Here is a 26238-nt window from a genome sequence, read left to right as displayed (position 1 = left end):
ATCTTTTACTCTCTTTGTAAGTCCCCCTTGGGGGATTTAGGGGGCTAAAACCCCAACATTACCTTAGCATTTTGTATTGCCGCATCCGTAACAGTAGAACCACTCAGCATCCGCGCTATTTCTTCAAGCCTTTCCGCATTATCCAGCCTGTCGAGATGGGTAGTAGTAGATAATTCATTATCCGATTTATATACCTTATAATGTGTCTTACCTTTCGCTGCTATCTGTGGCAGGTGGCTGATAGCGATAACCTGCATCTTTCTTCCAAAGTCAAGCATGATCTGTCCCATCTTATCGGCTATTTCGCCAGATACGCCTGTGTCTATTTCATCGAATATGATAGTCGGTAGGGCTGTTGCACCTGCGATCATCGATTTGAGACAAAGCATCAGACGTGATATTTCACCACCCGAAGCCACATCGGCAACCGGTTGCAATGGCGCGTTTTTGTTAGCCGAAAACAGGAATAGTATTTTATCGGCTCCATATATATTCGGATGTTCTTCGGCTGTGATCTCACATTTGAAACGGATATTGGGCATGCCCAGATTCGCAACCTTTTCTACCAATCCTTTTTCCAGTTCTGGTGTAATTGCCTTACGATGGTCGCTCAACTTTTTGGCTAAGGTGAGCATCTTATCATATTTTTCAGAAACTTCTTTTTCTAAAGTTTCAACCTGTTGGTCCGATGATTCTATTTTTTCCAGTTTCTGTGCCAGTTCTTTATACAATTCCAGTAAACCCGATACCAGAGATATATGATGCTTTTTTTGCAATGAATAAATCAGGTCGAGCCGCGATTCGATGTAAGCCAGTCGTTCTGGATTGAACTCTACATCATTAGCCGATCGTTCCAGTTCCGAAGACAGGTCTTTGAGGTCTAAATAGGAAGTCTCCAGACGTTGGGTAATTTCTTCCACTTTCGGATATACTTTAGCCAGCGAATGTGATGTGTTCAGACTTTCTTTCAAGGCTGCTACAACACCTCTGTCGTCTTCCGAGAGCAATGTATGTATCTTGTACAGCGCCGATTTTATATCCTCGGCATGGTTTAGAGTCTCCTGTTCGGCTTCCAGTTCTTCCTGTTCTCCTTCGGTGAGGGCAGCTTCGTGTAGTGCCTGATACTGGAAGCGGAGGTAATCTTCTTCCTCTTTACTCTTTCTGATAGAAGCTCGTAGTTCGGCCAAAGCTTTTTCAGCCAGCTTATATTGATAAAAAGCCTGCTGGTATTCTTTCAATAAGGCCTTGTTGCCGGCTAATGCGTCCACTACCTGCATCTGGAAACGGCTGTCGGACAATAGCAGGTTCTGATGCTGCGAATGTATATCTATCAGTTGGCTACCCAGTTCTTTCAAGTCATTTAGTCCTACAGGTGAATCGTTTATGAATGCACGTGATTTTCCTGTGGAAAGTATTTCCCGGCGCAGTATATAACTGTGGGGGTCGTACTCGATGCCTTTTTCCTCACAAAAGTCTTTAAGATCATAGGCCGATACATCGAAAGCACCTTCGATAATACATTTGCTTTCGCCTTGTTTGATGGCTTTTATGTCGGCTCTCTGCCCGAGGATAAGCGATAAGGCTCCCAGTATGATTGATTTTCCTGCACCCGTCTCTCCCGTAATGACAGAAAAGCCTGATTCGAAATCTATTTCGAGACTGTCAATCAGTGCATAATTTTTAATATAAAGCGATTTTAGCATAGCTAAAGGTAGTTATCATTTATCAAATCTCACATTCAAAACTACAATCTCTGATATAGTGCCGATCCGGAACTGAGGCCCTGCAAGGCCGAGCCCTGATGATACATAAATATGTGTATTGTCTTTTTTCTTGTATCCGTATGGTATTTCGTACATCGACCTGTATTTCAGATGTTCGGGTATAATACCTGTGTTGTATATCGCCGAAGATATAGACATAATGGTGTTTACCGGAAAGAACTGCCCGTTATGTGTATGCCCGAATACAGCTATATCCGCTCCGGCATCGGATTCTTCATACAGGCGATGGGGTTCGTGGTTCATAACAATGATTGGCAGATCTTTGTTTATACCCTGCATCAGTTCGGGTAATTCTTTTCTGGTTATATACATGTCGTCTTCACGACCCACCAGATAGAACGAATCGGCAATCAGTATTGTTGTATCCCGTAATACTGTAAGTCCTGCGTATTTACTCAACCAAAGTATTTTTTCGTCTTTTTCCTCACCCAAGTCGATATATTCATGGTTTCCTGTCGATGCATACACTCCATATGGGGCTTTGAGCCGCAGAAACTCGGTTTCCATCCGTTGTTCGTAAAGCGATTTTACATCATAGTCTATGATATCGCCTACCAGCAGGATAATGTCCGGTTTCTGCTCCATAATCTTATCCACGTACATGGATATTATATTCTTATCGATGAGATATCCCGCATGTATATCTGTGGCAACTACAATACGGAGGTCTTTTATATGCGGCGAATGCTTGTCAACTGTCAGGTTCATCTCTGTAACGACCGGATTGTGGAAGCGATAGCTGCCATAACCCATCACACTGCAAACCAATAGGAGAGAGGCACAAAAGTAAATCAGCCGGGGCTTTTTCGCTTTCAGGTCTATCGCGAATATTTTTTTCTTACTGTTGATATATTTTACTATGTCGTATAGTAGCAGCAAGATAGTCATATATATGGTGAAAAGCATCCAGGTAGTCCCTACCCATGCAAAACTATGAAGGGCGTCGAAAGGCAACAAACCTGTTCCGGAGGTAAAGAATCCCATGAAATAAATTGCCAGTTCGGCAATATAGATAGATGCATAAGGAATTTTGATGTATTTCTTATCAGGCAATCCTTGCCAGCCACGCCAATAGATATAGGCGCTGAGAAATATCTGAACAATAATTGCATTAAAAAATACTCTCATTCCTTTGTCTTTAAATCGATAACTACATATTCGGATTGGGTGCCGATACGGAATTTACCACCCCAGATGCCAATACCCGAGCTTACATATATGTTAGCGTTTCCTTTTTTTACAAAACCGTGGTCTTGTTCGTATATCGCATTGGTAATTGCAGAGATAGGCCATACCTGTCCCTGATGTGTATGCCCGGATATTTGCAAATCGATGCCATAGGCTTCAGCCTCTTCGAGATGATAAGGCTGATGGTCGAGCAGGATAAGGGGCTTTGACTTGTCGAGGCTGTCGACTAATGTATTCAATGGTTTGCGCCATTCGTTCGACCTGTCGTCGCGCCCGATGACGTAAAAACTGTTGTTAACCAATTCGGCCGTGTCGCGTAAGAGATGGATGCCGGCTTTCTCATAGAAGTCGAGACTATTTTTGAGCCCGCTGATAAATTCATGATTTCCCAAGCAGGCATAAATCCCTAAAGGAGCTTTTATTTTATGAAAGCTTTCGGCAAAGTTGCCTTCGTTCAGAGGGCGTACACTATTATCTATAATATCTCCGGCAATGAGAACGATATCCGGATTTTCAGCATTTATTGTATTTACCCATCCCTCAAATTCCTTTTTTCCTATGCCATAGCCCAGGTGCAAGTCACTAATAGCTACTATCCGCAAGGGTTTAACAGATGTAGAATCTCCCAGGGTTTTATATATCTGTACAGGCAATTCTACACGGACTTTCCATTGATATTTCAGGTATCCGCAAATCATCAGTAAGGTAATAAAGCCTACCATAAAGCCCAGTCCTACCCAATTTTCTTTTGTATAGCGGGTAATTGCATCGCTCGGCATAAAATGAAATAGCCGGTTGGTAAGCCCGAATAAATCTTTTACCAGCATTACAATAAGGAAATACAAGAGGATGAAAAACCAGGCAGTACCTACTTTGTATAAAAAAGATGTCATCCATACAGGTAATAAATCCCCTGCAAGAAAAGATATAAAAAAGGATGAAACGGCTACCACAGCAAACGAGACGAGAGTTACCCGTCCGATGGTATTAGGAGGCATAGCTATCCAGATATGATGGAAGACGTAGAAATTTGCTAAAAGATATACAATGAAAATTATTATGAACATGATCGGTTTCATTCAGACTTTATAGAATAGTTTTGAAATGTACAAAGATATATAATCCTGTTTATTACGGGATATTTATGATAAAAAAAGAGTAGCCGGAAAAGACCACTCTTTTGTAATTTATATACTGTTTCCTTCAGTTAATTACGTCTGCCACCCAGGGCTATCATAATATAATAAAGTAACGTAGCCAAAGATCCTATTGCTGCAACAACATATGTATAAGCAGCCCATTTCAATGCATCCTTAGCCATATCATGGTTATTCATATTTGTTACGCCGGCTGTATTGAGCCATACTAAAGCTCTCTGGCTGGCATTGATCTCTACTGGTAATGTAACAAAACTGAATATGGTAGTCAGGGCAAAAAGACCAATACCTATCCAGATAAGAGTAGGGAATGTCTGTATGAAAATAATTCCGGCTAGAATAATCCAGGTAACCCATGATGAAGCAAAGCTGACAACAGGTACAAGGGCCGAACGCATTTTTAACGGACCATAGGCATGTGCATGCTGTACAGCGTGTCCGCATTCGTGGGCGGCTACTGCGGCAGCAGCTACACTATTGCTGGCATAGACTCCTTCACTAAGGTTTACAGTCTTATTGGCAGGGTTGTAGTGGTCGGTAAGCATTCCTTGAGTGGAAACGACTTTGACATCATATATGCCGTTGTCGTGAAGCATCTTTTCAGCTACATCACGTCCGGTCATCCCGTTGGTTAAAGGAATTTTAGAATATTTATTAAATTTACTTTTCAGCATTTGTGAAACAGCAAAACTTACGACCCCAACCAGTATCAATATAATCCAACCTATATACATATTTATATCTTTTTGTGAATATTCTTTTATGATATATGAAACAAAAAATGTGCCAATATTGTTTGTTGGCACATTCTATATTCTTAAAAAGGGTTTAATTACCTTATTATAGTCTGTTCCCTGTCAGGGCCTAACGACACTATCTTGATCGGAACTTGCAATTCTTTTTCCAAAAATGAGATATAATGCTTGAACTCGGCCGGAAATTCATCTTCCTTTTGCATTTTTGTCATATCTGTTTGCCATCCTTTCATATCCACATAGATCGGCTTGATTCTCTCGTCTACTTCGAAAGGGAAATCTATAACTTTCTCTCCGTTTATTTCGTACCCGATGCAGGCTCTGATGGTCTCGAAAGTATCCAGGACATCGCTTTTCATCATTATCAGCTGGGTTACGCCGTCTACCATAATGGCATAGCGCAAAGCTACCAGGTCTATCCATCCGCAACGGCGTGGACGTCCTGTTACAGAACCGAACTCAAATCCGAATTCGCGGAGTTTATCTCCTGTAGCGTCGAATAATTCGGTTGGGAACGGGCCACTACCCACACGGGTACAGTATGCCTTAAATATCCCATACACTTCACCTACCGACTGCGGTGCTATTCCCAATCCTGTACATGCTCCTGCAGATATAGTATTGGACGATGTAACAAAAGGGTATGACCCGAAATCTATATCGAGCATTGTGCCTTGTGCGCCCTCGGCCAGTATTTTCTTTCCTTGTTTTACAGCGTTGTTAATATAGTGTTCGCTATCTATAAATGTAAACTCTTTAAGTTTCGCTACACCTGCAAACCATTCTTTTTCTATTTCGGCCAGTGCACTGATATCATGGCCATATTGCTGCAATATTCTTAGGTGTTTAGATTTTGCAGTGTTATATTTCTCCTCGAAATTGTGCAGTATATCACCTACACGCAGACCGTTTCTACTGATTTTATCAGTATATGTAGGCCCGATACCCTTGCCGGTAGTTCCTATTTTGGAATCTCCTTTAGCTGCTTCGTAGCAGGCATCGAGCAATCGGTGGGTTGGTAGTATAAGGTGTGCTTTCTTGGAGATAAGAAGACGCTTTGTTAAATCATGGCCGGATGATTCCAGCGATTCAATTTCTCCTTTAAACAAGGCCGGGTCAAGTACAACACCATTTCCTATGATGTTGACTTTGTTTCCCTGGAAAATACCTGAAGGTACAGAACGAAGGACATATTTCTTTCCTTCGAATTCCAGTGTGTGCCCTGCATTTGGCCCACCCTGAAAACGGGCTACTATCTCGTAGTGGGGTGTGAGTACATCCACTATCTTACCTTTTCCTTCGTCGCCCCATTGCAAACCTAGCAATACATCTACTTTCATTTCTTTTTAATACGTGTATTTTTATTTTCTGTTAGTTTATTCTTTTTTTCTTCTGCTTTTTTTGCCCGCATACATTTATTGCATATGCCATATATATACATGCTATAATAGCTGATCTTGAATCGTTGCAGTTTTTTTTGCTGAGTGGGAGTAAAGAGATTTCCGTTTTTATGTTCTTTTACTTCCCCGCAATTCAGGCAAATCAGATGGTCATGATTCTCATTGCCATAGGCACGCTCGTACTGAGATACATTAGCTCCAAACTGATGTTTTACGACCAGACCGCAGTCCAGAAGTAATTCGATAGTGTTATATAATGTAGCACGGCTGACTCTGAAGCTGGATTGCTTCATGGCATTATACAAAGAATCCATGTCAAAATGTCCTTTCGTAGAATAGATATGCTCAAGTATGGCATATCTTTCCGGGGTTTTACGATGTTTATGCAGACCGAGATAGTCCGTGAACTCGCTTTTGACTTGTTCCTTTACTTTTGAATTATCCATTTATAGAAAAATCTGATATGAACAAAAATACATCTTTTTAATAGAATATCAGGCAGTATGAGGAAGAAAAAGTTATTAACTATTTAGAATTTGTCTAATAAAGCTTCCATGAGGTATGTTTGGGCCGGGAAATAGAAATCTTTTTGAGTATGAGTGTATTCAAATTAAAAAGAGAACTCTCACGAGCTCTCTTTTTAGAAAGGAAATCAAAAAGAATATTATAATAAATATTCAGGTTAGTATGTATTTGCTTATTCGTCCAGTGGTTCGTCCACTGTGTATTTGTATTCTATATTAAATGTTTTTGTTTCTCCTCCAAAATCTTTGGATGTTATCTCAAACGTAACTTTGTCACGTCCTGCGATTTTGTAAGGTGTAAGATCGAAACTTGCATAGCCTTTTACCGGATATCGTGATGGTTCGTCACCATTTATATTATGTCTGAATTCTAATTTTACGATATCTTTGTCGACTGATAAATCCGGTTCTGCCGATACCATGTTGATCATATGCGGCTCTTTTTCTCCGGTGTTGTATCCAAAATTGATATTCAGATATCCGCCGCCTTCCCAAACGGAATATACTTTGATAGGATCATTCCCTATACTGTCTTGTTTTACCTGATCGTCGGGGGCTATATAAATAACGCCTTTGGTCAGTACGTCATAATAATCGTTCAGTCTGATGTAATGGTCATAACCATCTTTCTCGTCGGAGAGGATAGTATAGTTTATTATCGCTCTGTCGTACTTAGGTTTCAAGTTAAGACCTACAGGAGCGGCCACCCAGAGTTTGTCACCATTATCCCGTACGAAGGAATAAGTATTGTCATCTATCTTTTTTACTGTCACTATGTCCTCCCAGTAATTACCAAGAGAATACCCATCGTCATCAAGACATGAAGAGAATCCTAATGCTAAGACAGAAGATAGAATCAGTGCTGAAAATAGTTTCATATACTTTCTCATTTTTTTGTTTAATAAAATTGGTTGATTAATTCTAATAAAATTGCTCACATATATTAGATGCGCAATTTGTATGCCATGTTGCATGGAGAAGTCAAAATAAATGTTAAGAGTTTTCTTTTGCTCAAAGAAAAAGCCGGATTATCTTTTTTGCCTGAAGAATTCTTTTAGCAAGGAAGCGCATTCTTCCTCCAGAATGCCGGATATTATAGATGTTTTGTTATGCAGTATATTTGGGGTGAAAAGGGAGTATCCTTTTTTTTCGTCTCTGGCTCCAAAAACTACTTTAGGGATTTGTGACCAGAGAAGTCCACCGGCACACATGGGACAAGGTTCTAAGGTGACATACAATGTACAATTTGTCAGGTATTTTCCTCCAAGGAAATTTGCTGCGGCAGTAATTGCTTGCATCTCGGCATGTGCGGTGACGTCATTGAGGGTTTCAGTCAGGTTGTGGGCACGTGCAATAATTCTGTTTTGGCATACAATAACGGCACCGATGGGTACTTCGTTCTTTTCGAAAGCAATCTGCGCCTCATTCAGGGCTTGCCTCATATAATGTTCGTCTGTGAGAATCGCAGTCATCGGCGCATTTCATTTTCACCGAAAAGCGTAGGGTAGTCCTGATCCAGGCTTTTCAGAACATGGGCGATAAGTGTTTCCCTGCACCAGCGGGAACGATTAGCAATCTTATATTTTTTTATATAAGAGGAAATAAGTGCATATTCTTCTTCGTTGAGCGAAAAAAGAAGATGTTTTGTCCTATTGCTATGCGGCCCTTTCTTTCTTAGTTTCATTACCGCAAAAATAAGGACTTATCCCAATATGTGAAAGGATTTTCAGGAGAATATTCTCATTTGGATATGTAGTTTAACTTTAGTCTTCAAAATTGATGCGTAACTGGATCGCTTCGCCCCATCCCATTTCATCTTCATTGTTTTTCAGACCAAGTCCGATTAACCTCACTTTAGGAGACAAATCCACATTTTGAAGGAGTTCGAATCCGGCTTTGTAGAAGGATTCATAGTCTGTTATTGATGTTGGAAAGGTCTTACTTCTAGTGATTGTTTTGAAGTCAGCATACTTTATCTTTAAGGTTACCGTCCGCGCTTTGAATTTCTTTTTTTCAATATCGTGAAATGCATCCCGAGCAACTTCATCCAGAATTATAGCCAACTCTTCGAGATTATCAATGTCGTGTTCAAAAGTAGTTTCTGAACTCATCGATTTTCTTATCCGTTGCGATTCTACCGGTCGGTCGTCTATAGCCCGTGCATTTTGGAAATAAATATGCCCTGCTTTGCCGAAGACGGCTACTAATTCATTTTCGGAACGTTGTTTCAGATCCCATCCGTTTTTTATACCTAATTGGTGCATCCGTTTTGCAGTGACTTTACCCACTCCGAAGAATTGTTCGATAGCTAATGTTTCTACAAACTGTTCTGCATTTTTAGGTTTGACAACAAATAATCCGTTCGGCTTATTTTGGTCTGAGGCTATTTTGGCAAGAAACTTATTGAATGATACACCGGCAGAAGCAGTTAGCCGGGTGGCTTCTAATATTTTTTGTTTGATTTCCTGTGCTATCTGTGTTGCTGATGGAATATTTTTATTGTTTTCGGTCACATCCAGAAAGGCTTCATCGAGAGACAAGGGTTCGACAAGGTCTGTGTATTCATGGAATATTTCCATTATCTGCCGCGATACAGATTTATAGACGTCGAAACGGGCGGGAACGAATATCAACTGAGGGCATTTTCTCAATGCCGTTTTAGAAGCCATTGCCGAACGCACTCCGTACCTCCTTGCTTCGTAACTTGCCGCAGCAACAACTCCCCTCGGTCCTGAATATCCTACAGCCAAAGGTTTTCCTCTATACTCTTTATTATCACGTTGTTCGATTGAAGCATAGAAGGCATCCATGTCGATATGGATTATTTTGCGCATATCTAAAAGTAAGAAGATTTTTCTACTCTAGTGTTATACGCTCTACTTCGATTTCTTTATTTAAGAAAATAGTGGCAGCCTCCGAAAACTTTTGCGACGATTCTGTTGTGAAATACTTTGTTGCGCCTCCCTTTGTGCATACATTATCCATTTCGGGATGGCGATGTAAGTAATCTTTCAGACTACGGGCGATGTATTCGCCTTGGGCTATGGCTGTTACACCATCCGGCAGGAATGATTTTATTTTATTCAAAAGAATAGGGTAATGGGTACATCCCAGTATTAGTGTATCTATCAGAGGGTCTTTAGAGAGGATATTTGCGAGATTCTTCTTGATGAAGTAATCTGCTCCTTCATTTTCATACTCTCTGTTTTCGACCAGAGGTACCCACATAGGGCACGCTTCGCCTGATACTTTAATATCCGGGAAAAGTTTATTGATTTCTATAGAATACGATTCGGATTGTATGGTTCCGGTCGTACCTAAAATCCCAACATGCCTGCTTTGGGTTATAGGCCCTATAATCTCGGCTGTGGGGCGGATAACACCCAATACTCTTTTATCCGGATCTATGTGAGGCAAATCTTTCTGTTGGATTGTGCGCAGAGCCTTTGCTGATGCCGTGTTGCATGCCAGTATTACCAGATTGCATCCCATATCGAACAGGCTCAGTACAGCCTGCTTGGTAAACTCATATACAACGTCGAAAGAACGCGAGCCGTATGGAGCACGCGAATTATCCCCGAGGTAACAATAATCGTACTCAGGCATTAACGATTGTATTTCAGAAAGAATGGTCAATCCTCCGTAGCCTGAATCAAACACGCCGATAGGTCCAGCTTTAAGCATATATAATGATTTAGTGATTCAAAGATAGAAAATAATTAAGAATGGATAATGATTAATCAATAATCCTTTTAGCATTCATTTATAGCCATTCTTTTACATTCGTTAATTGCACGTTGATAAACTGTTTTCACTTTTTGAGTATTCTTTCTAAGTAGGCGATATCTAACAAATTCACAGTTTCAAAATTTCCTTTATAGAACACACCGTAATTATTGAAGACACAAGGTAATTCCTTTGCTTTCTGTAGTGTATCTATCTGAATTAGAGATGCAGGAATGCTATTCGTTTCACAATACTGTTTTATCATCTCAATGTTTTGACAAATAAAAGGGCATTGCATATCATAATAGATCGTTAGTTCTTTATTCTCAACTTTTTGGGCCTTAGCATTCTTGGTGAACCTTGGCATTGTTCCGTCAAAGGAAAGTGCAAGCAATTCATATCCATTATCGGTAGTATCAGCAACCTTAAAACCAAACTTTTTCGCAAATGATTGGTCCGAAAGCCATGACTTCTGCTTTTTGGCTCCGAGCATGCAAATGCCGGATTTACCTTTTTCTCCGGCATCATCTATACAATATTCCATAAGGGATCTTCCATATCCTTTTCCTTTATCACCACCCAAAACCCATAAACAATATACATAATAATAATTGTCTCCTGTTATGGGAACCCAAGCAGTTTCAAGAGGGGCATATTCAATAAAAACAGTGGCCTTTGCATTTAGCTTTCTAAATACGTGCCCTTCATTTAGCCGGCCGGAAAGCCATTGTCGTTTTGCTTCAATGCCCTGATGTTCCTTTTTACTTCGGATAATGCAGCATAAATGCTCAGATGAAAGGTTTTCCGTTGTTATGTTTATAAAATCAGTATTCATGTGTATCCTTTTGAATTAGATATTACCAATTAGCCGTCTGTAATAGTGTAACTCTGTTATTGTTTCAGATAGATTATATAAATATAGTAAATTTATACAACTAGTTAATGCACCACTAGAAACAAGAAATGCTTCTGTATACAGAAGCATTTCTTGTTATTATTTATACGCTATGTTTTACTTTACTCCCAGTTTTTGTTTTACCAGAGCGGTTGCATTCGTAGCATCCGGAGTAACAAAAGCGATCGCCGGATTAGCCAAGTCATAGATACAGACGAATCCTTGTTCTATTCCTACCTGATATATGGCGTCTTTTACTTTTTTGCGTAAAGGTGCAATTAGTATTTGCTCCTGATTCTGGATGTCGTCTTGGGCTACTTTCATAAAGTTGTTTATCTGACGTTCCAGTTCATATAACTCCTGCATACGGCGAAGGCGTACATTGTCTGCCATCGAGTTCTGATATGAGATAAAATCGGAATATTTTTTATTATAATCATTCTGCATCACTTGCAGTTCGTCTTTGTACTTTTTATTCAAATCATTGATTGTATTTGTTGCAGTAACCTTATCGGGTATTGCTTCCAGAAGTTCATTTGAATTTACAAAGGCTATTTGTTGCACAGTCTGAGCAACAGCATTCTCCACAAAGAGGAGTGAAAGGGCAATAATTGAAATTAAAATGATTTTTTTCATCACGATAATTGCTGTTTTGTAGTAACACAACTTATATAATCTGACGAAGAAATGGATTAACCTCTAAACCTGTTGATAGTTGTGTGTTTCGGTGGCATGGTTAGTACCACCGACTTTCAAGGCAAGATTGCTTGTCAACAACTATCAATTGGTTTTTCTTAGGTTATTTCATAATGGGAACAAAGATATGTAATTTTTTTTAATTACAATGTTTTCTTTACCTCTATTTCTTCAAAAGGTTCAATAACGTCACCTATTTTTATATCATTATAATTATGGATGTTCAATCCGCATTCGTATCCGGAAGCTACTTCTTTCACATCGTCTTTGAACCGTTTTAGTGAGCCTAGCTCCCCTGAGTAGATTACGATACCATCGCGTATAAGACGTATTTTGTTGGCTCTTTTTAGTTTACCTTCTTTCACCATACATCCTGCAACTGTACCTACTTTTGTGATTTTGAATACTTCACGAACTTCTACGTATCCGGTTTGTACTTCTTTTATTTCAGGAGATAGCATGCCTTCCATAGCCGATTTCACCTCTTCGATAGCATCGTATATGATAGAGTACAAGCGGATTTCAACACCGTCTTTCTCTGCTGCTCTACGAGCTGCTTGCGATGGGCGCACCTGGAACCCGATGATAATGGCATCGGAGGCGGCTGATAGAACAATATCCGATTCGGATATCTGCCCAACGGCTTTATGAATCACATTTACCTGAATTTCTTCAGTAGATAATCTGATCAGGGAGTCGGAAAGGGCTTCTACCGAACCATCCACATCGCCTTTAACGATCACATTCAACTGCTGGAAGTTTCCGATAGCGATACGGCGTCCTATGTCGTCGAGTGTAAGTATCTTCTGTGTACGGAGACCTTGTTCGCGTTGCAGTTGCTCGCGTTTTGTTGCAATTTCACGTGCTTCCTGTTCAGTTTCCAGTACATGGAATATATCTCCTGCCTGTGGAGCGCCATTCAATCCTAATACCAGAGCCGGAGCTGCCGGAGCTGCTGCATCTATGCTGGCATTACGCTCATTAAACATTGCTTTTACACGGCCGAAGTATGTTCCAGCCAGAACAATATCCCCTTTCTTGAGAGTACCGTTTTCAACAAGTACTGTGGATAAGTAGCCTCTACCTTTATCGAGGGAAGATTCAATAACCGAACCTGTCGCTCTTCTGTTAGGATTTGCTTTCAGGTCAAGTAATTCTGCTTCGAGAAGTACTTTTTCCAATAATTCGTCTACCCCTAAGCCTTGTTTGGCTGAAATATCCTGAGACTGGTATTTTCCTCCCCAGTCTTCTACCAGGTAATTCATTCCGGCAAGGGTTTCTTTTATCTTTTCAGGGTTTGCACCCGGTTTATCTATTTTGTTTATCGCAAAAACGATAGGTACACCTGCCGCAGAAGCATGATTGATTGCCTCTACCGTTTGTGGCATCACATTGTCGTCGGCAGCCACAATGATAATCGCGATATCTGTCACTTTTGCACCACGTGCACGCATAGCCGTAAATGCTTCGTGACCCGGAGTATCAAGGAATGTAATACGACGTCCCGATTTCAGTTTAACGTTGTATGCCCCGATGTGCTGGGTAATTCCCCCCGCTTCACCGGCTATAACGTTGGTCTGGCGGATAGTGTCGAGTAATGAAGTCTTACCGTGGTCTACGTGTCCCATTACTGTGACAATCGGTGCGCGAGGTTCCAAATCTTCAGCGTTATCTTCTTCTTCGTTGATGGCTTCCACCACTTCCGCACTTACGTATTCAGTTTTGAACCCGAACTCTTCAGCTACGATATTGATAGTTTCCGCATCTAAACGCTGATTGATAGACACCATGATACCGATACTCATACAGGTAGAAATAACTTTTACTACCGGAACATTCATCATGTTTGCCAGATCATTCGCTGTTACGAATTCTGTGATTTTAAGAGTTCTGCTTTCTTGCTCCTGCATTTCCAGTTCTTCCTGATATTTTTGGGAGAAAGCATCACGTTTTTCTTTTCTGTATTTAGCACCTTTATTTTTTCCACCTTTTCCGGTCAGACGGGCCAATGTTTCTTTTATTTGCTTTTGAACGTCTTCTTCGTTTACAGCCTGCTTAACGATCGGTTTTCGCAGATTGTGCTTGGTGCGGTCGCCGCCACCGTGATGTTGGCCGCCGCCACCTCCGCCTTGAGGAGGAACTCCTTTTTCGATATCTACTTTACCTCGTTTTATACGGTTGCGTTTTTTCTTAGCGGCATCTTCTGCTTCATCGCTACTTGCTTTCCGTTTTTTCGCTTCTTCGTCGGTTTCTTTTTTCAACAGACGAACGGTATTTTCTTTTACTTTTTTCTGATCTTGTTGTTCTTTTTCAAGACGTTCTTTTTTCTTCTCTGCTTTTGTCTTTTTGGCAGGGCGTGTCTTGTCATTGATCGAACTAAGGTCGATGGAACCTTTAACTACAATATTCGATTTGATTGTAGTCTTGTTGAGTCTGAAAATATCGTCCTCTTCTTTTTCTACTTCAACTACCGGTGGTGTTGCAACCGGAGTGGAAACTTTCGGCTCTTCTTCTTTTTCTTCTACTATCAACACAGGTTCTTCTTTTACTTCTTCTTTTTTAATGACAGGCTCTGGTTCGGAGAGGGGAGTAGGCTCGGGGAGAGGTGTCTCTACCTTTGGCTCAGCAACAGGCTCTATAGTGACTACTTCCGGTTCTGCTACTGTTTCTTCCTCTTTTACCTCTGTCTTTTTAGGTTTATTTAGTGCATCCAAATCTATTTTATCCACGACTTGTACATGCGGTTTAAAAGATTCGGGTACTTCTGTTACGATTTCTTCAGGTTCTTGTTTTTTAGGAGCAACATCCTCTACTTCTTTAGGGGCCTGAACCTCTCTTTCTCTTTCCTTTCGGTTTCTAAGAAGAGTTTCAAAGTCAGCATTGTTACCGAATTCTTTCACAAGTAATTCATGTTGTTCACCGTCAACTTTTGCATTGGGATTTGATTCTACATCAAATCCTTTTTTATGCAGGAATTCAACCAGACTGCTGATTCCTACATTCAAATCTTTGGATATTTTTATTAATCTTATAGACATATTCTCTTTTTAAATCAAAAAAATGGACAGTGAACCCGTAAATATTCTTGTTATTTGCATGAATGGTAAATTCTGCCGGGATGCTCCGAATACAAAAGTATTAAGAAATCAGCGAATAACCAAATCAGGACTTACTTTCATCGTCAAATTCTGCACGCAGAATATCTAATATTTCGTCCACTGTATCTTCTTCAAGGTCTGCTTCTTGTATAAGCTTGTCCCTATCTGCTGCCAGTACATTCTTGGCTGTAACACAGCCGATTTTCTTCAATTGGTCAATAACCCAACCGTCAATTTCATCGCGGAATTCATCCAGATAGATATCTTCTTCGTCGAAGTCGTCAATGTCACGATATACATCAATGGTGTAACCAGTGAGCATACTTGCCAACTTGATGTTGAAACCTCCTTTACCGATAGCCAGGGATACTTCTTCGGGGCGAAGCAGTACTTCGGCACGTTTTTCTTCCTCATTCAGTTTTACGGAAGTTATTTTGGCCGGGCTAAGGGCGCGCTGGATATACAAACTCATGTTAGGCGTATAGTTGATGATATCGATGTTTTCGTTACGCAACTCACGAACGATACCATGTATACGTGAACCTTTCATACCCACGCAGGCTCCAACAGGGTCGATGCGATCGTCGTATGATTCCACGGCAACTTTTGCTCTTTCACCGGGTATGCGGGCGATGTTCTTTATTGTTATCAGTCCGTCGTTTATTTCAGGTACTTCAATCTCGAGTAGTCTTTCAAGGAATACAGGAGATGTGCGTGATAAAATAATCTTAGGGTTGTTATTCTTGTTTTCTACTCTTTCTACCACTGCGCGTACATGTTCGCCTTTGCGGAAGAAGTCGCTTGGTATCTGCTCTGTCTTAGGTAAAAGAAGTTCTTCTTTTTCATCATCGAGAAGTAGTATTTCTTTTTTCCATATCTGATACACTTCGCCGGATACTATTTCCCCGATTTTTTCTTTATAACGGTTATATAGGCCTTCTTTCTGAAGTTCCAGTATTTTCGAAGTCAGAGTTTGGCGCAGATTCAGGATAGCACGACGACCAAAGTCTTCGAAGAAAACTTCGTCGGTCACATCTTCACCCACTTCAAAATCTTCATCTATTTTTCTGGCTGCGGTAAGTGATATCTGAGTATTCTCGTCCTCAAGCTCATTATCTTCCACAATTGTGCGGTTGCGCCATATTTCAAGGTCTCCTTTATCAGGATTGATAATAACATCATAATTGTCATTCGAACCGAAGAGTTTTGCTATTACATTGCGAAACGAATCTTCGAGAACGCTTATCATTGTCATCCTGTCAATATTTTTCAGTTCTTTAAATTCTGAAAAAGTATCGATCATACTAATAACTTCTTTTTTAGCCATAACAGTTATTTAAATCGTATTAAGTATTTTGTATATTTTACTTCATCATAGGCAAATGAAAGGTCTTCTTCCTGTGCCACTTTCTTTTTCGCACCTTCCGGTTTTACCATTTTGGTAATGGCGATTACAAATCCGTTGTTGTCGGAAGTTTTAAGTACACCCGAAAGTTTTTGTCCTGCTTTTGTAAGTACTTCGACTTCGTTACCCTCATTCTTTTTATATTGACGGGGTATTTTGAATGGAGATGTAACACCGGCAGAACCTACTTCCAATTCGAAATCTTCGGCATCTCTATCCAATCTGGATTCTATGTCACGGCTGAGTGCAATGCAATCGTCAATGCCGATACTATCATCGCTGTCTATTTCTACAACAATGATATTACCGGGTCTGACAATAACATCTACAAGAAACATAGGTGTCTCTTGTAAAAAATTGTCCGTTACATCTTTTATAAAATCTTTATCTATCATTTGCTTTTAAGAACAACAAAGAGGAAGCCACGGCCTCCTCTCCCTCTATTTCGGTTACAAAAGTAGTGAAAATAATTTTTTATACCAAATTTTGATAATAAATAACTCAGCATCTTTGTTTTTCTTATCTTGGATGTAATATTCAGGCTCCACTTTGTTTCCTGTTTACTGCTTTTACTCCTTTTATCTTAGCTATGCGGGAACATAATGTTTGTAAGTCATTTACATCATGTACGTATACTATAATTCGTCCTTCGAATACTCCATCATTAGACTCAATGTTCATTCCCTTGATATTTAATGATCCGGCGGTGATAACCTTAGTTATATCATTCAGCATTCCCATTCGGTCTATGCCTGTAACAATAATAGAGGTAAGAAAAGGAAATTGCGTATAACTGCCCCATTCCAGATTTACAATCCTGTCTCCGTGGCTGGCTTTCAGTTTCAGTCCTACCGGACAATGTATACTGTGTACGTCTACCTCATTATCGTCATTCAGATAACCAAATACTTTATCTCCTGGTATAGGATTGCAGCAGGTAGGCATTCTGAAGTTTTTATTAAAGGAATCTTCTTCGAGGATGTATGTTTTTTTAGGATTTATTTGCTCGTATTCTTGTGGCTTTTCGGCTTTGTCTTTATCTGCTTTTTTTACGGCATGGAAAGCCTGCTTCATATATTTGACTAGGACATTATCGGAGTTTTGTTTTTTTAAGGTCAATAATTTTTCTATTTTTTGAGGGAGGGAAATGTCGTTATTACCGATTGCGTAGTATAAGTCTTCTTTCGTCTGTTTCTGATAATAATCCATCATCTGGTCCATAATTGTAGGTGTCAACTCTATTGTTGTACCTTCAAGCGCCTTTAGTAAAAGTTCTTCACCTTGTTTGGCGACCTCTCTTTTGTGCTTCCTGAGAGCATATTCTATCTTTGTGCGGGCTTTGGCGGTTGTTACCAGGCCAAGCCACTCGTATTTTGGTACTTGCGATTTCGAGGTCAGGATCTCAACCTGATCTCCACTGTTTAGTTTCTCACTGAGAGGAACCAGTTTATGATTGACTTTGGCGCCAATGCAATGGTCTCCTATGTCAGAATGCAGGTCGTAGGCGAAATCAAGGGCTGTTGCTCCTTGCGCTAAAGTTCTTATTTCTCCTTTTGGTGTGAATACAAAGATCTCCTGTGAGTATAGATTTAATTTTATTGTGTCAAGGAAGTCCATCGCATTTGGACTCGGGCTCTCCAATATTTCTTTAATAGTTTTCAGCCATTTGTCCAGTTCTGTATCTTCTTCTATTTTCCCTTCTTTGTATTTCCAGTGTGCGGCGAATCCTTTTTCTGCGATGTCGTCCATGCGTCGGCTGCGTATCTGTATTTCTATCCATTGCCCGTCAGGGCCCATAACGGTGAGGTGCAATGCCTGATAGCCATTCGCTTTTGGGCGGCTCACCCAATCCCTGATTCTGTCGGGGCGAAGTTTATAGATATCTGTTATGACCGAATATATATCCCAACATCGCTTTTTTTCATCTATGCCCGGTTCATTCTCGAATATGATGCGGACTGCGAAAATATCATATATTTCTTCAAAGGGGACGCCTTTCGCCTGCATTTTATTCCAGATGGAATAGACCGACTTTTCGCGTGCCCTTATCTCGTATTTGAAGCCAAGATCGTTAAGTTTATCAACTACAGGTTTGGCAAAATGCTGATAAACATCTGACCTTATTTTGTAAGTTGCCTGTAATTTATATTGGATATCTTTATACATCTCGGGATTTTCCCATTTAAAACTGAGTTCTTCCAGTTCTGTTTTTATAGCGAACAGGCCCAAACGATGGGCCAGCGGAGCATATATATACATTGTCTCTCCTGCAATCTTATACTGTTTGGCAGGAGCCATGGATCCCAATGTGCGCATATTATGAAGGCGGTCTGCTATTTTGACCAATATCACACGTATATCATCCGACATGGTGAGCAATAGCTTGCGGAAGTTTTCGGCCTGAGCAGATACATTCTCACCGAACATGCCGCTCGAAATTTTGGTAAGTCCGTCTACGATCTGTGCTATTTTATCTCCAAAGAGCACTTTCATGTCTTCGACAGTGTATTCCGTATCTTCCACTACATCGTGCAGCAATGCCGCACAGATGGATGTTGATCCAAGCCCGATTTCACCACAGACAATACGGGCTACAGAGATAGGATGCAGTATATATGGTTCCCCAGAACGACGGCGCGCACCTTTGTGTGCTTCCTTTGCAAAAAGAAAAGCTTTTGTTATAATTTCGACTTTACGCCTATGGTTGGTCTTTAGGTAATCGTCGATAAGAGCATTGAATTCCTGCTCGATTAAAATATCATCCTGAGTATGCGTATCCTCTTTTGCCATAAGTTTTGAGTAAGGAAACAAAAATAGTAAAATCAATTTTAATTAAGAGCTATTCGCATCATAATAAAAATTGATTTAACCATTAGATTATTCTATAACTGCTTACATGTTCGTTGCTGTAAGTGATTTATTTTCTGTTTTGGCTTGGGTTCCATCACTGGTTTGGGCGCTGTTATTCTGTTCGGGAAGAAGTATCAGTAGGCGCTGTCCTACCTTTGCCATATTGGATGATAGCTTGTTCCATGTTATGATATCTTTTTTAGTGACATTGTAACGGGCTGCAATTTGAGTGATGGTTTCTCCTATTTTTACTTTGTGATAAATTATTTTTGAATCGTCTGCATTTTTTCTGTCCGAATCGTCAGAGTCGGTCGTAGATATTCTTACGCGAGGTAGTGTGGATTCGTCGCGCACAATTTTCTTTAGGTAGCCGTCAATCAAATCCGCAGTGTAGGTTGAATCAATGATGACTGTTGGTAGTTCCGGTTCAGGAAGTTTCACAGCTTCTTGAATTTCTACATATTCTATCTTCTGTATTTTTAGTTGTTTTCCGGCAATTAGTTTGTTTGAGCGGTTCCAGCCTTTTAGTTCGGTAACTGATACTCCGTTCTTTTTTGCTATGCCTGCCCATGTATCGCCTTTACGTATCTTGTAATAAGTAGTAGTTTCTTTCGGAACGGAAACAGTTCTTGTTAAGCCTGATACAGAAATGACTGTAGTGTCGGATGATGTATTGTTTGAAGCCAGTAGTTCTTCTGAGGATTGTTCTTCCGGTTTATAAATTTTCAGGCGCCTGCCTACTGTTAATTTGTTTGAAGCAAGATTATTCCATTGTTTTATCTGGCTGGATGTAACTCCATATCGGCTGGCCAGGCGTGCTAGTGTATCTCCTCTTTTTACTCTGTATGTGATTGCGTTGCCAGCAGCTCTGTTACCACCCACTGCGTCAACACCTGCTACTTTACGGTGAGTCAGATACTGGTCAGCCTTATATGTATAGATATCATCTTTCTTATCCAGAAATAAGGAAAGTTTATCGATAGGAAGGTTCAGAGAATAGTGTTTGTAATCGCCCGGTATGATGTCGCTCTTAAACTGCGGGTTGAATTGACGTAAGTCATCTACTGAAACGTTCAGGTTGTCTGCTATCTGTTGGAAATGAATGTTTTTGTCGATCATTAAAGAATCTATCGAAGCCGGATTTTTGCATTCGGTAGGGCAGATGTTGTGCTCGTCGTAGTAATTCATTATATATGTAGCTGCTATAAAAGCCGGAACATAACCTCTCGTCTCCCGTGGCAGATAGGGATAGATAGCCCAGTAATCGGTTTGTCCGCCACTGCGGCGAATTGCTTTGTTTACATTCCCCGGGCCACAGTTGTAGGCTGCAATTACCAGATTCCAGTCTCCATAGATTCCGTATAAGTCTTTCAGATATCTGGCTGCTGCATCTGTCGATTTAAGCGGATCGCGACGTTCGTCGACCAGGCTGTTTATCTCCAGATCGTACATTTTACCTGTAGGAGCCATGAATTGCCATAGACCTGTAGCACCGACTCTGGAGCGAGCGATCGGGTTAAGGGCTGATTCGATTACCGGAAGATATTTGAGTTCCAATGGTAAGCCTTCTTTATCCAAGGCTTCTTCGAACAGAGGGAAGTAATATTTACCTTGCCCCAGCATATAGCTGACCTGATTACGTCGACGACCTGCATACATTTCTATGTAGTCGCGCACAACGGGGTTGAATGCCAACTCCATCTTAGTAGGCAAAGAATATAATCTGTGTATATAAACAGAATCATTGAACAATACGGCACTGTCGTCATTCGAACGGCAGTCATCTCCATATTTTACATTATTACTCCAGTTTTTTAGCAGTTCATCGTAGTTACGTTCCATGTCTGCCGGATATATTATCGACCTATCGGTTATTGTGTCACGTGTCGACAATTCTTTACGACCGGACTGTCCGAATACGATAAGTGTACTGGATAGGAAAAGCCCTGTGATTATTAGTTTTTTCAGCATAAGTGTCCCTTAATGGTATTTGCAGAGCTTCTCATAAAGTGAGATTTCTGCAAGTTTAAAAATTTATACTACATTGAAGCCCTACCGAGGCTTTAGAATAAGATGTCGCTGGCCAGAATACTGGTGTAACTCTCATGGAGAGATCCGGTGACATATCAAAATCGTACAGTTGCGCATCTACATAAGCATCGATCATGCATAGCGCATACACACCCACGGCCGCAATAATGGCCAAGTCCCTGTTTCTTCTATAGAAATCCTTTTTGCTCTTCAGAGCCGATTGTAGTCTGTCGCGGCCATAGTCGTCGACAGTTTGTCCAGGTCTTAAATAATTCGTATAGCTGGTACCGGAGCCTGTTACTAAATCCCGGAATGCCTGATTGTAATCATTATATACCCGCCCATTCCATGTAATGGCATAAGTGAGTCCGAGTGCTCCTCCATATACAATCGGTAGTTTCCAGTACTTACGATTATAAAATTGCCCTAATCCCGGAAAAATAGCAGAATATATGACTGCTTTTTTCGAATCGGGTTTAAATTCATGTTTACTTATTGTAATTACCGAATCCACTAAAACCACAGCTTTTTCGCTTATCAACGGTTTTACAGTATCGGCAGGTAAACGTTTACTATCTGAACGAAGCACTGAATCCTGAACTTGAGGTTCTTGTGCATTCAGCGGAAGAAGTGTCCCTCCTAATATGCACCATAAACAAATAAATAAACCTCTCCTCATATATAATATTACGGAAAATACCTCGTTTTATTTTTTCAATTGGTCAAATATCGAAATAATTCTCTCCAGTTCTTCTTCTGTTTTGAACGGAATACTTATCTTACCCTTTCCCTTATCGTTACAGGTAAGTTGTACCTTGGTGGAGAAGAACTTCGATAAGTGAGTCTTTAGTATCTCGAATTCTTCGGGAGTAGCTTTTTTAACTCCTGATTTTTTTACTGTTTCTACTACTTTTTCTTCTTTGAGCAAGTCCTCCAGTTTTTCCCCTTTGGCTATTGCTCTTACGTATTCTTCTACTTTCCTTACTGATAAACCTTCTTCGAGTATCAGTTCGTAAACTTCCAATTGTGCAGCTGCGTCTTCGAGTGTGACCAGAGTGCGTGCATGCGCCATGTCTATTTTCTTGTCTCTGATACCCATTTGTATCTCAGCGGGTAATTTTAACAGACGCAGATAATTGGCTATAGTCGTTCTCTTTTTACCAATGCGCTCACTAAGGCGTTCCTGAGTGAGATTATATGCTTCGATAAGATTCTGGTAGGCCAGCGCAATTTCTATGGAATTCAGGTCTTCACGCTGTATGTTCTCTATCAGAGCCATTTCCATCACAGTTTCATCTTCGGCAGTACGGATATATGCCGGGATTGAACTTAATCCGGCAATTGAAGAGGCCCTGTACCGTCTTTCTCCTGCTATGATCTGATATAAATCATCGTCTATCTTGCGCAGTGTTATGGGTTGGATAACTCCTATCTGACGAATAGATGCTGCCAGTTCCTGCAATGCTTCTTCATCGAATACATGCCGGGGCTGATCAGGGTTTACCTGTATTTTGGATAACTCTATTTCGTTGATTGAAGAGGATCCTTCGGTTTTTACTTCATCAATGGTAATAAGGGCGTCCAACCCTCTTCCTAGCACCATTCTCTTAGCCATAACAATTTATTAAGTATTTAATCAGAAAAGCAAAGTTAAGAATTTTTCTCAATAAGTTCTTGTGCCAGCTGCATATGATTTACAGAACCTTTCGATGCGGCATCATAAACAAGCACCGGTTGGGCAAAGCTTTGCGATTCGCTAAGCTTCACATTCCGCTGTATTACAGTAGTAAAAACCAGTTCCTGGAAATGGCTCTTCACTTCTTCGTATATCTGGTTGGCCAGACGCAAACGAGCATCATACATGGTGAGAAGGAAGCCTTCTATTTCGAGGGCCGGGTTCAGTTTATTTTTAATTATTTTTATTGTATTGAGTAATTTACTGATTCCTTCCAGTGCAAAATATTCACATTGTACAGGTATAATGATCGAGTCTGCCGCAGTAAGGGCATTTACGGTTATCAGCCCTAATGAAGGTGAACAATCTATCAGAATATAGTCATAATCCGGCTTGAGTGGAACAAGAACTTCCCGCAATTGCTTTTCCCTGTTTTCCACATTCAGCATTTCCAGTTCAGCCCCTACCAGGTTGATATGGGATGGTAATACATAAAGCCGTTCTATCTCTGTGGATACGATTGCTTCTTTGGGAGAAGCTGTGCCGATCAGGCATTCGTAGATAGTCTTGCTTACTTTTTTAATATCAATGCCCAAACCCGAAGAGGCGTTGGCTTGCGGATCAGCATCGACTACCAAAACTTTTTTCTCAAGAGCTGCCAAGGATGCTGCCAGATTGATTGTAGTTGTTGTTTTTCCTACGCCGCCTTTTTGGTTGGCTAATGCGATTATTTTTCCCATAAAAAGCTATTAATATTTTTTGATGACAAATTAAATAATAAAAAACAGGAAGTGAGTGTTAAATTTGTGTAACAATGTATATCTTGTTGAAAAGTCTGCCTGATTGTTAATAAATAGGAGCGATAAATATGATGCAAATTTACGAAATAATATTGAAATTCAGCTGTCTTCATCCTTCAACTGCAAGTAGTATTTCCACACTATTTAGCCATCCCTTATAATCGAACCTTGATACAGCTTCGTCCAGATGCGCACTGTATTCAAGGGAAAGAGAGGGATTGTCTAATACTGATTTCATCCCCCTGTAAACACCTTCTGCACTATTGTCGACCAGTATGCCGTATTTGCCTCCATCCACAATGTCGCGCGGGCCTCCGCAGTCGGTTGTTATCACAGGAGTCTTTAGTGCCATCGATTCCAGCAGAACGAGAGAAAAACTCTCGCGTTCCGAGACACACAAAGACCATTTGCTTTGCAGAATATAAGGAAAAGGATTGTCTATCCGGCCTTTGAGAGTGACCATTCCATTTATTTCTTTTTCTGTCAGTTCTTCTCCCATTGTCCGGTTATCCATTCCATCGCCTATTATATAGACATGGAACTTGTAGCCCTCATCTTTGAGCCGTATAATGGTGTTGATAAGCCTGTCGATCCGTTTTTCAGGAGAGGTTCTTGTTATAAGTATGAAGTTGGTTTCACTTTGGGGTAAATCAATGATTGGTTCTTTCGCCTTTTCTTTTACTTTGGTCAGGTCAATGGCGTTATATAGTACGCTGATATCTTGTTTTGGAGCCTTTCCTTCATGCAAGACCGATAGATAAGTGTTCTTTGCAGCATCGGACACACATATAACTTTGTCGAAGCTATTATAAGACCGTTCTACTCGTTTTATTTGTTTTTTATTCAGCCACACAGAAACTTTTTCCCTGAAAGATCTGGCTTCATACTTTCTTTTATAAACGATGTTATGTATCCAGAGTATTTTAGGAATGTTCATTTTTGCAAAAATGCGGGCGAAGAATGTTTCCTTGAAACAAACAATTTCATCATACTCACTTTCGGAAATACCTTTCTGTCTGGCAAACATTCGGGGGAAGAAAATCATTATATTTTCCCATATTTTTTTTTGAAAATGAGGGAGGCCATCCGGGTACAGATATTTTATAGAAACAGCCGGAGATACCTTACGCAACAATACATCCTTATCGGATGGCTCCGGTAAAAGAAGGGTGATTCGAGCTTTAGTCGCCAGGTGATTGAGGAGGTCGACCAACAGTATCTCGGTACCGCCCATTACAAGACTGTCATTGAAAAATAATATACGTTTCATTAGCCCTCGGGAGTATTCATTCTAAGAAATTATTTTAGCAACGCTTTCTACCCAGTAGTCTTCACTGTTGAGGCAGGGGATAAATGTTAATTGCGCCCCTCCTTTATCGATAAAGAGTTCTTTTGCTTTTATATTGATGTCGTATAGTGTTTCCAGATTGTCGGCAGCAAAACCCGGCGCCACTACCAGCAGTTTTTTTGCCTTTTCTGCGGCCTGTTCTTCTATTACTTCGTCCAGGCTTGGACCAAGCCATTTTTTGCCCATTGCCGAGTGATATACCTGTCTGGTCCTTTTCATTTCCATATCCAGATCTTTCAATACGAGACGGACGGTTTCTTTGGTCTGATAAACATAATCGAATTCTTTCCCTTTTTTCCAGCCCTCTTCTACATGGGAGAGAGGCAGACTATGGAATGTGAATATCAGTTTATCGAAACCTTCTGCTATGTATGGTTTGATACTTTTTGCCAGAGCTGATATATATGCCGGATGCCGGAAATAGGGTTCTATTACTCTCAACCGGAAAGGGTATGGCCGTTTGAAAAATATTTTGCCTACTTCATCAACTACCGTTTTGTAAGAAGATTCTGCATACTGGGGAAATAATGGTAATACAACAACCTCATGTAACCTGTTGTTTTTAGCCATCAGCCTTTCCAGTGCCAGTTGTACATCGGGCTGCCCGTATCTCATCGCCACCTCGACAGGCATTTCCGTTAGGGTTTCAAGTTTTTTTGCCAGGGATTTAGCATGGTCGAGCAGGGGCGAATCTTCCTTTGTGTGATCCCAGATCATCCTGTAATGGGCGGTGGAACTGAATTGTCTCAAAGGAATTATAAGCCCGTTGACCAGAATAGGACGGAACCAATCAGGCACGGTCATGACGTACGGATCGGAAAGCATTGCCCTGATAAAGAACTTCACATCCGGTCGGGTACATGTTTTAGGGCTACCTGTGTTTACTAATAATACTCCTTTCATAAT

At 40.5% G+C, this 26238-nt stretch carries 23 protein-coding genes and 1 pseudogene; all 24 read right to left on the bottom strand.

The window, feature by feature from the left end:
- Positions 1-44: 44 nt before the first annotated feature.
- The 24 genes and pseudogenes from recN to hemH all read right to left on the bottom strand — a co-directional run bounded on the left by recN (position 45) and on the right by hemH (position 26235).
- A complete protein-coding gene (recN, locus tag QZL88_RS07330) occupies positions 45-1703 on the bottom strand; it encodes a DNA repair protein RecN (RefSeq protein ID WP_296939655.1) in 1659 nt (552 codons plus the stop codon).
- A gap of 15 nt (positions 1704-1718) precedes the next feature.
- Complete coding sequence (locus tag QZL88_RS07325) at positions 1719-2912, bottom strand: metallophosphoesterase (protein WP_296939653.1); 1194 nt, start codon at positions 2910-2912, stop codon at positions 1719-1721.
- A complete protein-coding gene (locus QZL88_RS07320; protein WP_296939651.1) occupies positions 2909-4039 on the bottom strand; it encodes a metallophosphoesterase in 1131 nt (376 codons plus the stop codon). Before QZL88_RS07320 ends, QZL88_RS07325 begins: the two co-directional genes overlap by 4 nt.
- Positions 4040-4179: 140 nt before the next feature.
- Complete coding sequence (locus QZL88_RS07315; RefSeq protein ID WP_296945038.1) at positions 4180-4869, bottom strand: zinc metallopeptidase; 690 nt, start codon at positions 4867-4869, stop codon at positions 4180-4182.
- A 92-nt stretch (positions 4870-4961) separates the two neighbouring features.
- Positions 4962-6224, bottom strand: coding sequence for an adenylosuccinate synthase (locus QZL88_RS07310; RefSeq protein WP_296939649.1), 1263 nt, complete (start codon positions 6222-6224; stop codon positions 4962-4964).
- Positions 6221-6730 (bottom strand): transcriptional repressor, encoded by a 510-nt coding sequence (locus tag QZL88_RS07305; RefSeq protein ID WP_194223967.1) that lies wholly within the window; start codon positions 6728-6730, stop codon positions 6221-6223. Before QZL88_RS07305 ends, QZL88_RS07310 begins: the two co-directional genes overlap by 4 nt.
- Positions 6731-6981: 251 nt before the next feature.
- The gene (locus tag QZL88_RS07300) at positions 6982-7686 is read right to left on the bottom strand and encodes a NigD-like protein (RefSeq protein WP_296939641.1); all 705 of its coding nucleotides are present in this window, start codon (positions 7684-7686) and stop codon (positions 6982-6984) included.
- Positions 7687-7836: 150 nt separating this feature from the next.
- A complete protein-coding gene (locus tag QZL88_RS07295) occupies positions 7837-8280 on the bottom strand; it encodes a nucleoside deaminase (RefSeq protein WP_296939638.1) in 444 nt (147 codons plus the stop codon).
- Positions 8277-8492, bottom strand: a complete 216-nt coding sequence (locus tag QZL88_RS07290; RefSeq protein ID WP_296939636.1) for a hypothetical protein — start codon at positions 8490-8492, stop codon at positions 8277-8279. The genes QZL88_RS07295 and QZL88_RS07290 overlap by 4 nt, the downstream gene beginning before the upstream one ends.
- Before the next feature lie 79 nt (positions 8493-8571).
- A complete protein-coding gene (gene dinB / locus QZL88_RS07285; protein ID WP_296939633.1) occupies positions 8572-9642 on the bottom strand; it encodes a DNA polymerase IV in 1071 nt (356 codons plus the stop codon).
- Between the two features lie 22 nt (positions 9643-9664).
- Positions 9665-10492, bottom strand: coding sequence for a glutamate racemase (murI, locus tag QZL88_RS07280; RefSeq protein WP_296939630.1), 828 nt, complete (start codon positions 10490-10492; stop codon positions 9665-9667).
- Between the two features lie 127 nt (positions 10493-10619).
- Positions 10620-11369 (bottom strand): N-acetyltransferase, encoded by a 750-nt coding sequence (locus QZL88_RS07275; RefSeq protein WP_296939627.1) that lies wholly within the window; start codon positions 11367-11369, stop codon positions 10620-10622.
- A 177-nt stretch (positions 11370-11546) separates the two neighbouring features.
- Positions 11547-12065, bottom strand: coding sequence for an OmpH family outer membrane protein (locus QZL88_RS07270; protein ID WP_296939624.1), 519 nt, complete (start codon positions 12063-12065; stop codon positions 11547-11549).
- Positions 12066-12268: 203 nt separating this feature from the next.
- Positions 12269-15163 (bottom strand): translation initiation factor IF-2, encoded by a 2895-nt coding sequence (gene infB / locus QZL88_RS07265; RefSeq protein WP_296939621.1) that lies wholly within the window; start codon positions 15161-15163, stop codon positions 12269-12271.
- 124 nt (positions 15164-15287) lie between these two features.
- Positions 15288-16550 (bottom strand): transcription termination factor NusA, encoded by a 1263-nt coding sequence (gene nusA / locus QZL88_RS07260; RefSeq protein ID WP_296939618.1) that lies wholly within the window; start codon positions 16548-16550, stop codon positions 15288-15290.
- A gap of 5 nt (positions 16551-16555) precedes the next feature.
- Positions 16556-17023 carry a ribosome assembly cofactor RimP gene (gene rimP, locus QZL88_RS07255; protein ID WP_296939615.1) on the bottom strand — a complete coding sequence of 156 codons (468 nt, stop codon included), beginning with the start codon at positions 17021-17023 and terminating at the stop codon, positions 16556-16558.
- A 142-nt stretch (positions 17024-17165) separates the two neighbouring features.
- Complete coding sequence (locus QZL88_RS07250; protein ID WP_296939612.1) at positions 17166-19418, bottom strand: RelA/SpoT family protein; 2253 nt, start codon at positions 19416-19418, stop codon at positions 17166-17168.
- Between the two features lie 102 nt (positions 19419-19520).
- Complete coding sequence (locus QZL88_RS21195) at positions 19521-20129, bottom strand: LysM peptidoglycan-binding domain-containing protein (protein ID WP_363927916.1); 609 nt, start codon at positions 20127-20129, stop codon at positions 19521-19523.
- Positions 20130-20192: 63 nt separating this feature from the next.
- Positions 20193-21230 (bottom strand): annotated as a pseudogene (locus QZL88_RS21190) (transglycosylase SLT domain-containing protein); the annotation flags it as partial.
- Between the two features lie 274 nt (positions 21231-21504).
- Positions 21505-22188 (bottom strand): DUF5683 domain-containing protein, encoded by a 684-nt coding sequence (locus tag QZL88_RS07240; RefSeq protein ID WP_296939606.1) that lies wholly within the window; start codon positions 22186-22188, stop codon positions 21505-21507.
- A gap of 27 nt (positions 22189-22215) precedes the next feature.
- Positions 22216-23124, bottom strand: a complete 909-nt coding sequence (locus tag QZL88_RS07235; protein WP_296939603.1) for a ParB/RepB/Spo0J family partition protein — start codon at positions 23122-23124, stop codon at positions 22216-22218.
- Positions 23125-23159: 35 nt separating this feature from the next.
- Positions 23160-23924 carry an AAA family ATPase gene (locus tag QZL88_RS07230; protein WP_296939600.1) on the bottom strand — a complete coding sequence of 255 codons (765 nt, stop codon included), beginning with the start codon at positions 23922-23924 and terminating at the stop codon, positions 23160-23162.
- Positions 23925-24093: 169 nt separating this feature from the next.
- Complete coding sequence (locus tag QZL88_RS07225) at positions 24094-25254, bottom strand: glycosyltransferase (protein ID WP_296939597.1); 1161 nt, start codon at positions 25252-25254, stop codon at positions 24094-24096.
- A gap of 21 nt (positions 25255-25275) precedes the next feature.
- The gene (gene hemH / locus QZL88_RS07220) at positions 25276-26235 is read right to left on the bottom strand and encodes a ferrochelatase (RefSeq protein WP_296939594.1); all 960 of its coding nucleotides are present in this window, start codon (positions 26233-26235) and stop codon (positions 25276-25278) included.
- Positions 26236-26238 lie beyond the last annotated feature (3 nt).

The sequence above is a fragment of the uncultured Dysgonomonas sp. genome, from assembly GCF_900079725.1.
Classification (GTDB): domain Bacteria; phylum Bacteroidota; class Bacteroidia; order Bacteroidales; family Dysgonomonadaceae; genus Dysgonomonas.
Note: the sequence above shows the minus strand (reverse complement) of the source record. Positions and strands in the feature narration are given on the sequence as shown.

What these genes read in the sequence shown, in the direction of transcription:
- hemH (WP_296939594.1), bottom strand. Translation starts at nt 26,235, where the DNA reads ATGAAAGGAGTATTATTAGTAAACACAGGTAGCCCTAAAACATGTACC.
- murI (WP_296939630.1), bottom strand. Translation starts at nt 10,492, where the DNA reads ATGCTTAAAGCTGGACCTATCGGCGTGTTTGATTCAGGCTACGGAGGA.
- recN (WP_296939655.1), bottom strand. Translation starts at nt 1,703, where the DNA reads ATGCTAAAATCGCTTTATATTAAAAATTATGCACTGATTGACAGTCTC.
- QZL88_RS07295 (WP_296939638.1), bottom strand. Translation starts at nt 8,280, where the DNA reads ATGACTGCGATTCTCACAGACGAACATTATATGAGGCAAGCCCTGAAT.
- QZL88_RS07275 (WP_296939627.1), bottom strand. Translation starts at nt 11,369, where the DNA reads ATGAATACTGATTTTATAAACATAACAACGGAAAACCTTTCATCTGAG.
- QZL88_RS07325 (WP_296939653.1), bottom strand. Translation starts at nt 2,912, where the DNA reads ATGAGAGTATTTTTTAATGCAATTATTGTTCAGATATTTCTCAGCGCC.
- QZL88_RS07310 (WP_296939649.1), bottom strand. Translation starts at nt 6,224, where the DNA reads ATGAAAGTAGATGTATTGCTAGGTTTGCAATGGGGCGACGAAGGAAAA.
- QZL88_RS07290 (WP_296939636.1), bottom strand. Translation starts at nt 8,492, where the DNA reads ATGAAACTAAGAAAGAAAGGGCCGCATAGCAATAGGACAAAACATCTT.
- QZL88_RS07300 (WP_296939641.1), bottom strand. Translation starts at nt 7,686, where the DNA reads ATGAAACTATTTTCAGCACTGATTCTATCTTCTGTCTTAGCATTAGGA.
- QZL88_RS07230 (WP_296939600.1), bottom strand. Translation starts at nt 23,924, where the DNA reads ATGGGAAAAATAATCGCATTAGCCAACCAAAAAGGCGGCGTAGGAAAA.
- infB (WP_296939621.1), bottom strand. Translation starts at nt 15,163, where the DNA reads ATGTCTATAAGATTAATAAAAATATCCAAAGATTTGAATGTAGGAATC.
- QZL88_RS07305 (WP_194223967.1), bottom strand. Translation starts at nt 6,730, where the DNA reads ATGGATAATTCAAAAGTAAAGGAACAAGTCAAAAGCGAGTTCACGGAC.
- rimP (WP_296939615.1), bottom strand. Translation starts at nt 17,023, where the DNA reads ATGATAGATAAAGATTTTATAAAAGATGTAACGGACAATTTTTTACAA.
- QZL88_RS07235 (WP_296939603.1), bottom strand. Translation starts at nt 23,124, where the DNA reads ATGGCTAAGAGAATGGTGCTAGGAAGAGGGTTGGACGCCCTTATTACC.
- QZL88_RS07240 (WP_296939606.1), bottom strand. Translation starts at nt 22,188, where the DNA reads ATGAGGAGAGGTTTATTTATTTGTTTATGGTGCATATTAGGAGGGACA.
- nusA (WP_296939618.1), bottom strand. Translation starts at nt 16,550, where the DNA reads ATGGCTAAAAAAGAAGTTATTAGTATGATCGATACTTTTTCAGAATTT.
- dinB (WP_296939633.1), bottom strand. Translation starts at nt 9,642, where the DNA reads ATGCGCAAAATAATCCATATCGACATGGATGCCTTCTATGCTTCAATC.
- QZL88_RS07225 (WP_296939597.1), bottom strand. Translation starts at nt 25,254, where the DNA reads ATGAAACGTATATTATTTTTCAATGACAGTCTTGTAATGGGCGGTACC.
- QZL88_RS07250 (WP_296939612.1), bottom strand. Translation starts at nt 19,418, where the DNA reads ATGGCAAAAGAGGATACGCATACTCAGGATGATATTTTAATCGAGCAG.
- QZL88_RS07270 (WP_296939624.1), bottom strand. Translation starts at nt 12,065, where the DNA reads ATGAAAAAAATCATTTTAATTTCAATTATTGCCCTTTCACTCCTCTTT.
- QZL88_RS07320 (WP_296939651.1), bottom strand. Translation starts at nt 4,039, where the DNA reads ATGTTCATAATAATTTTCATTGTATATCTTTTAGCAAATTTCTACGTC.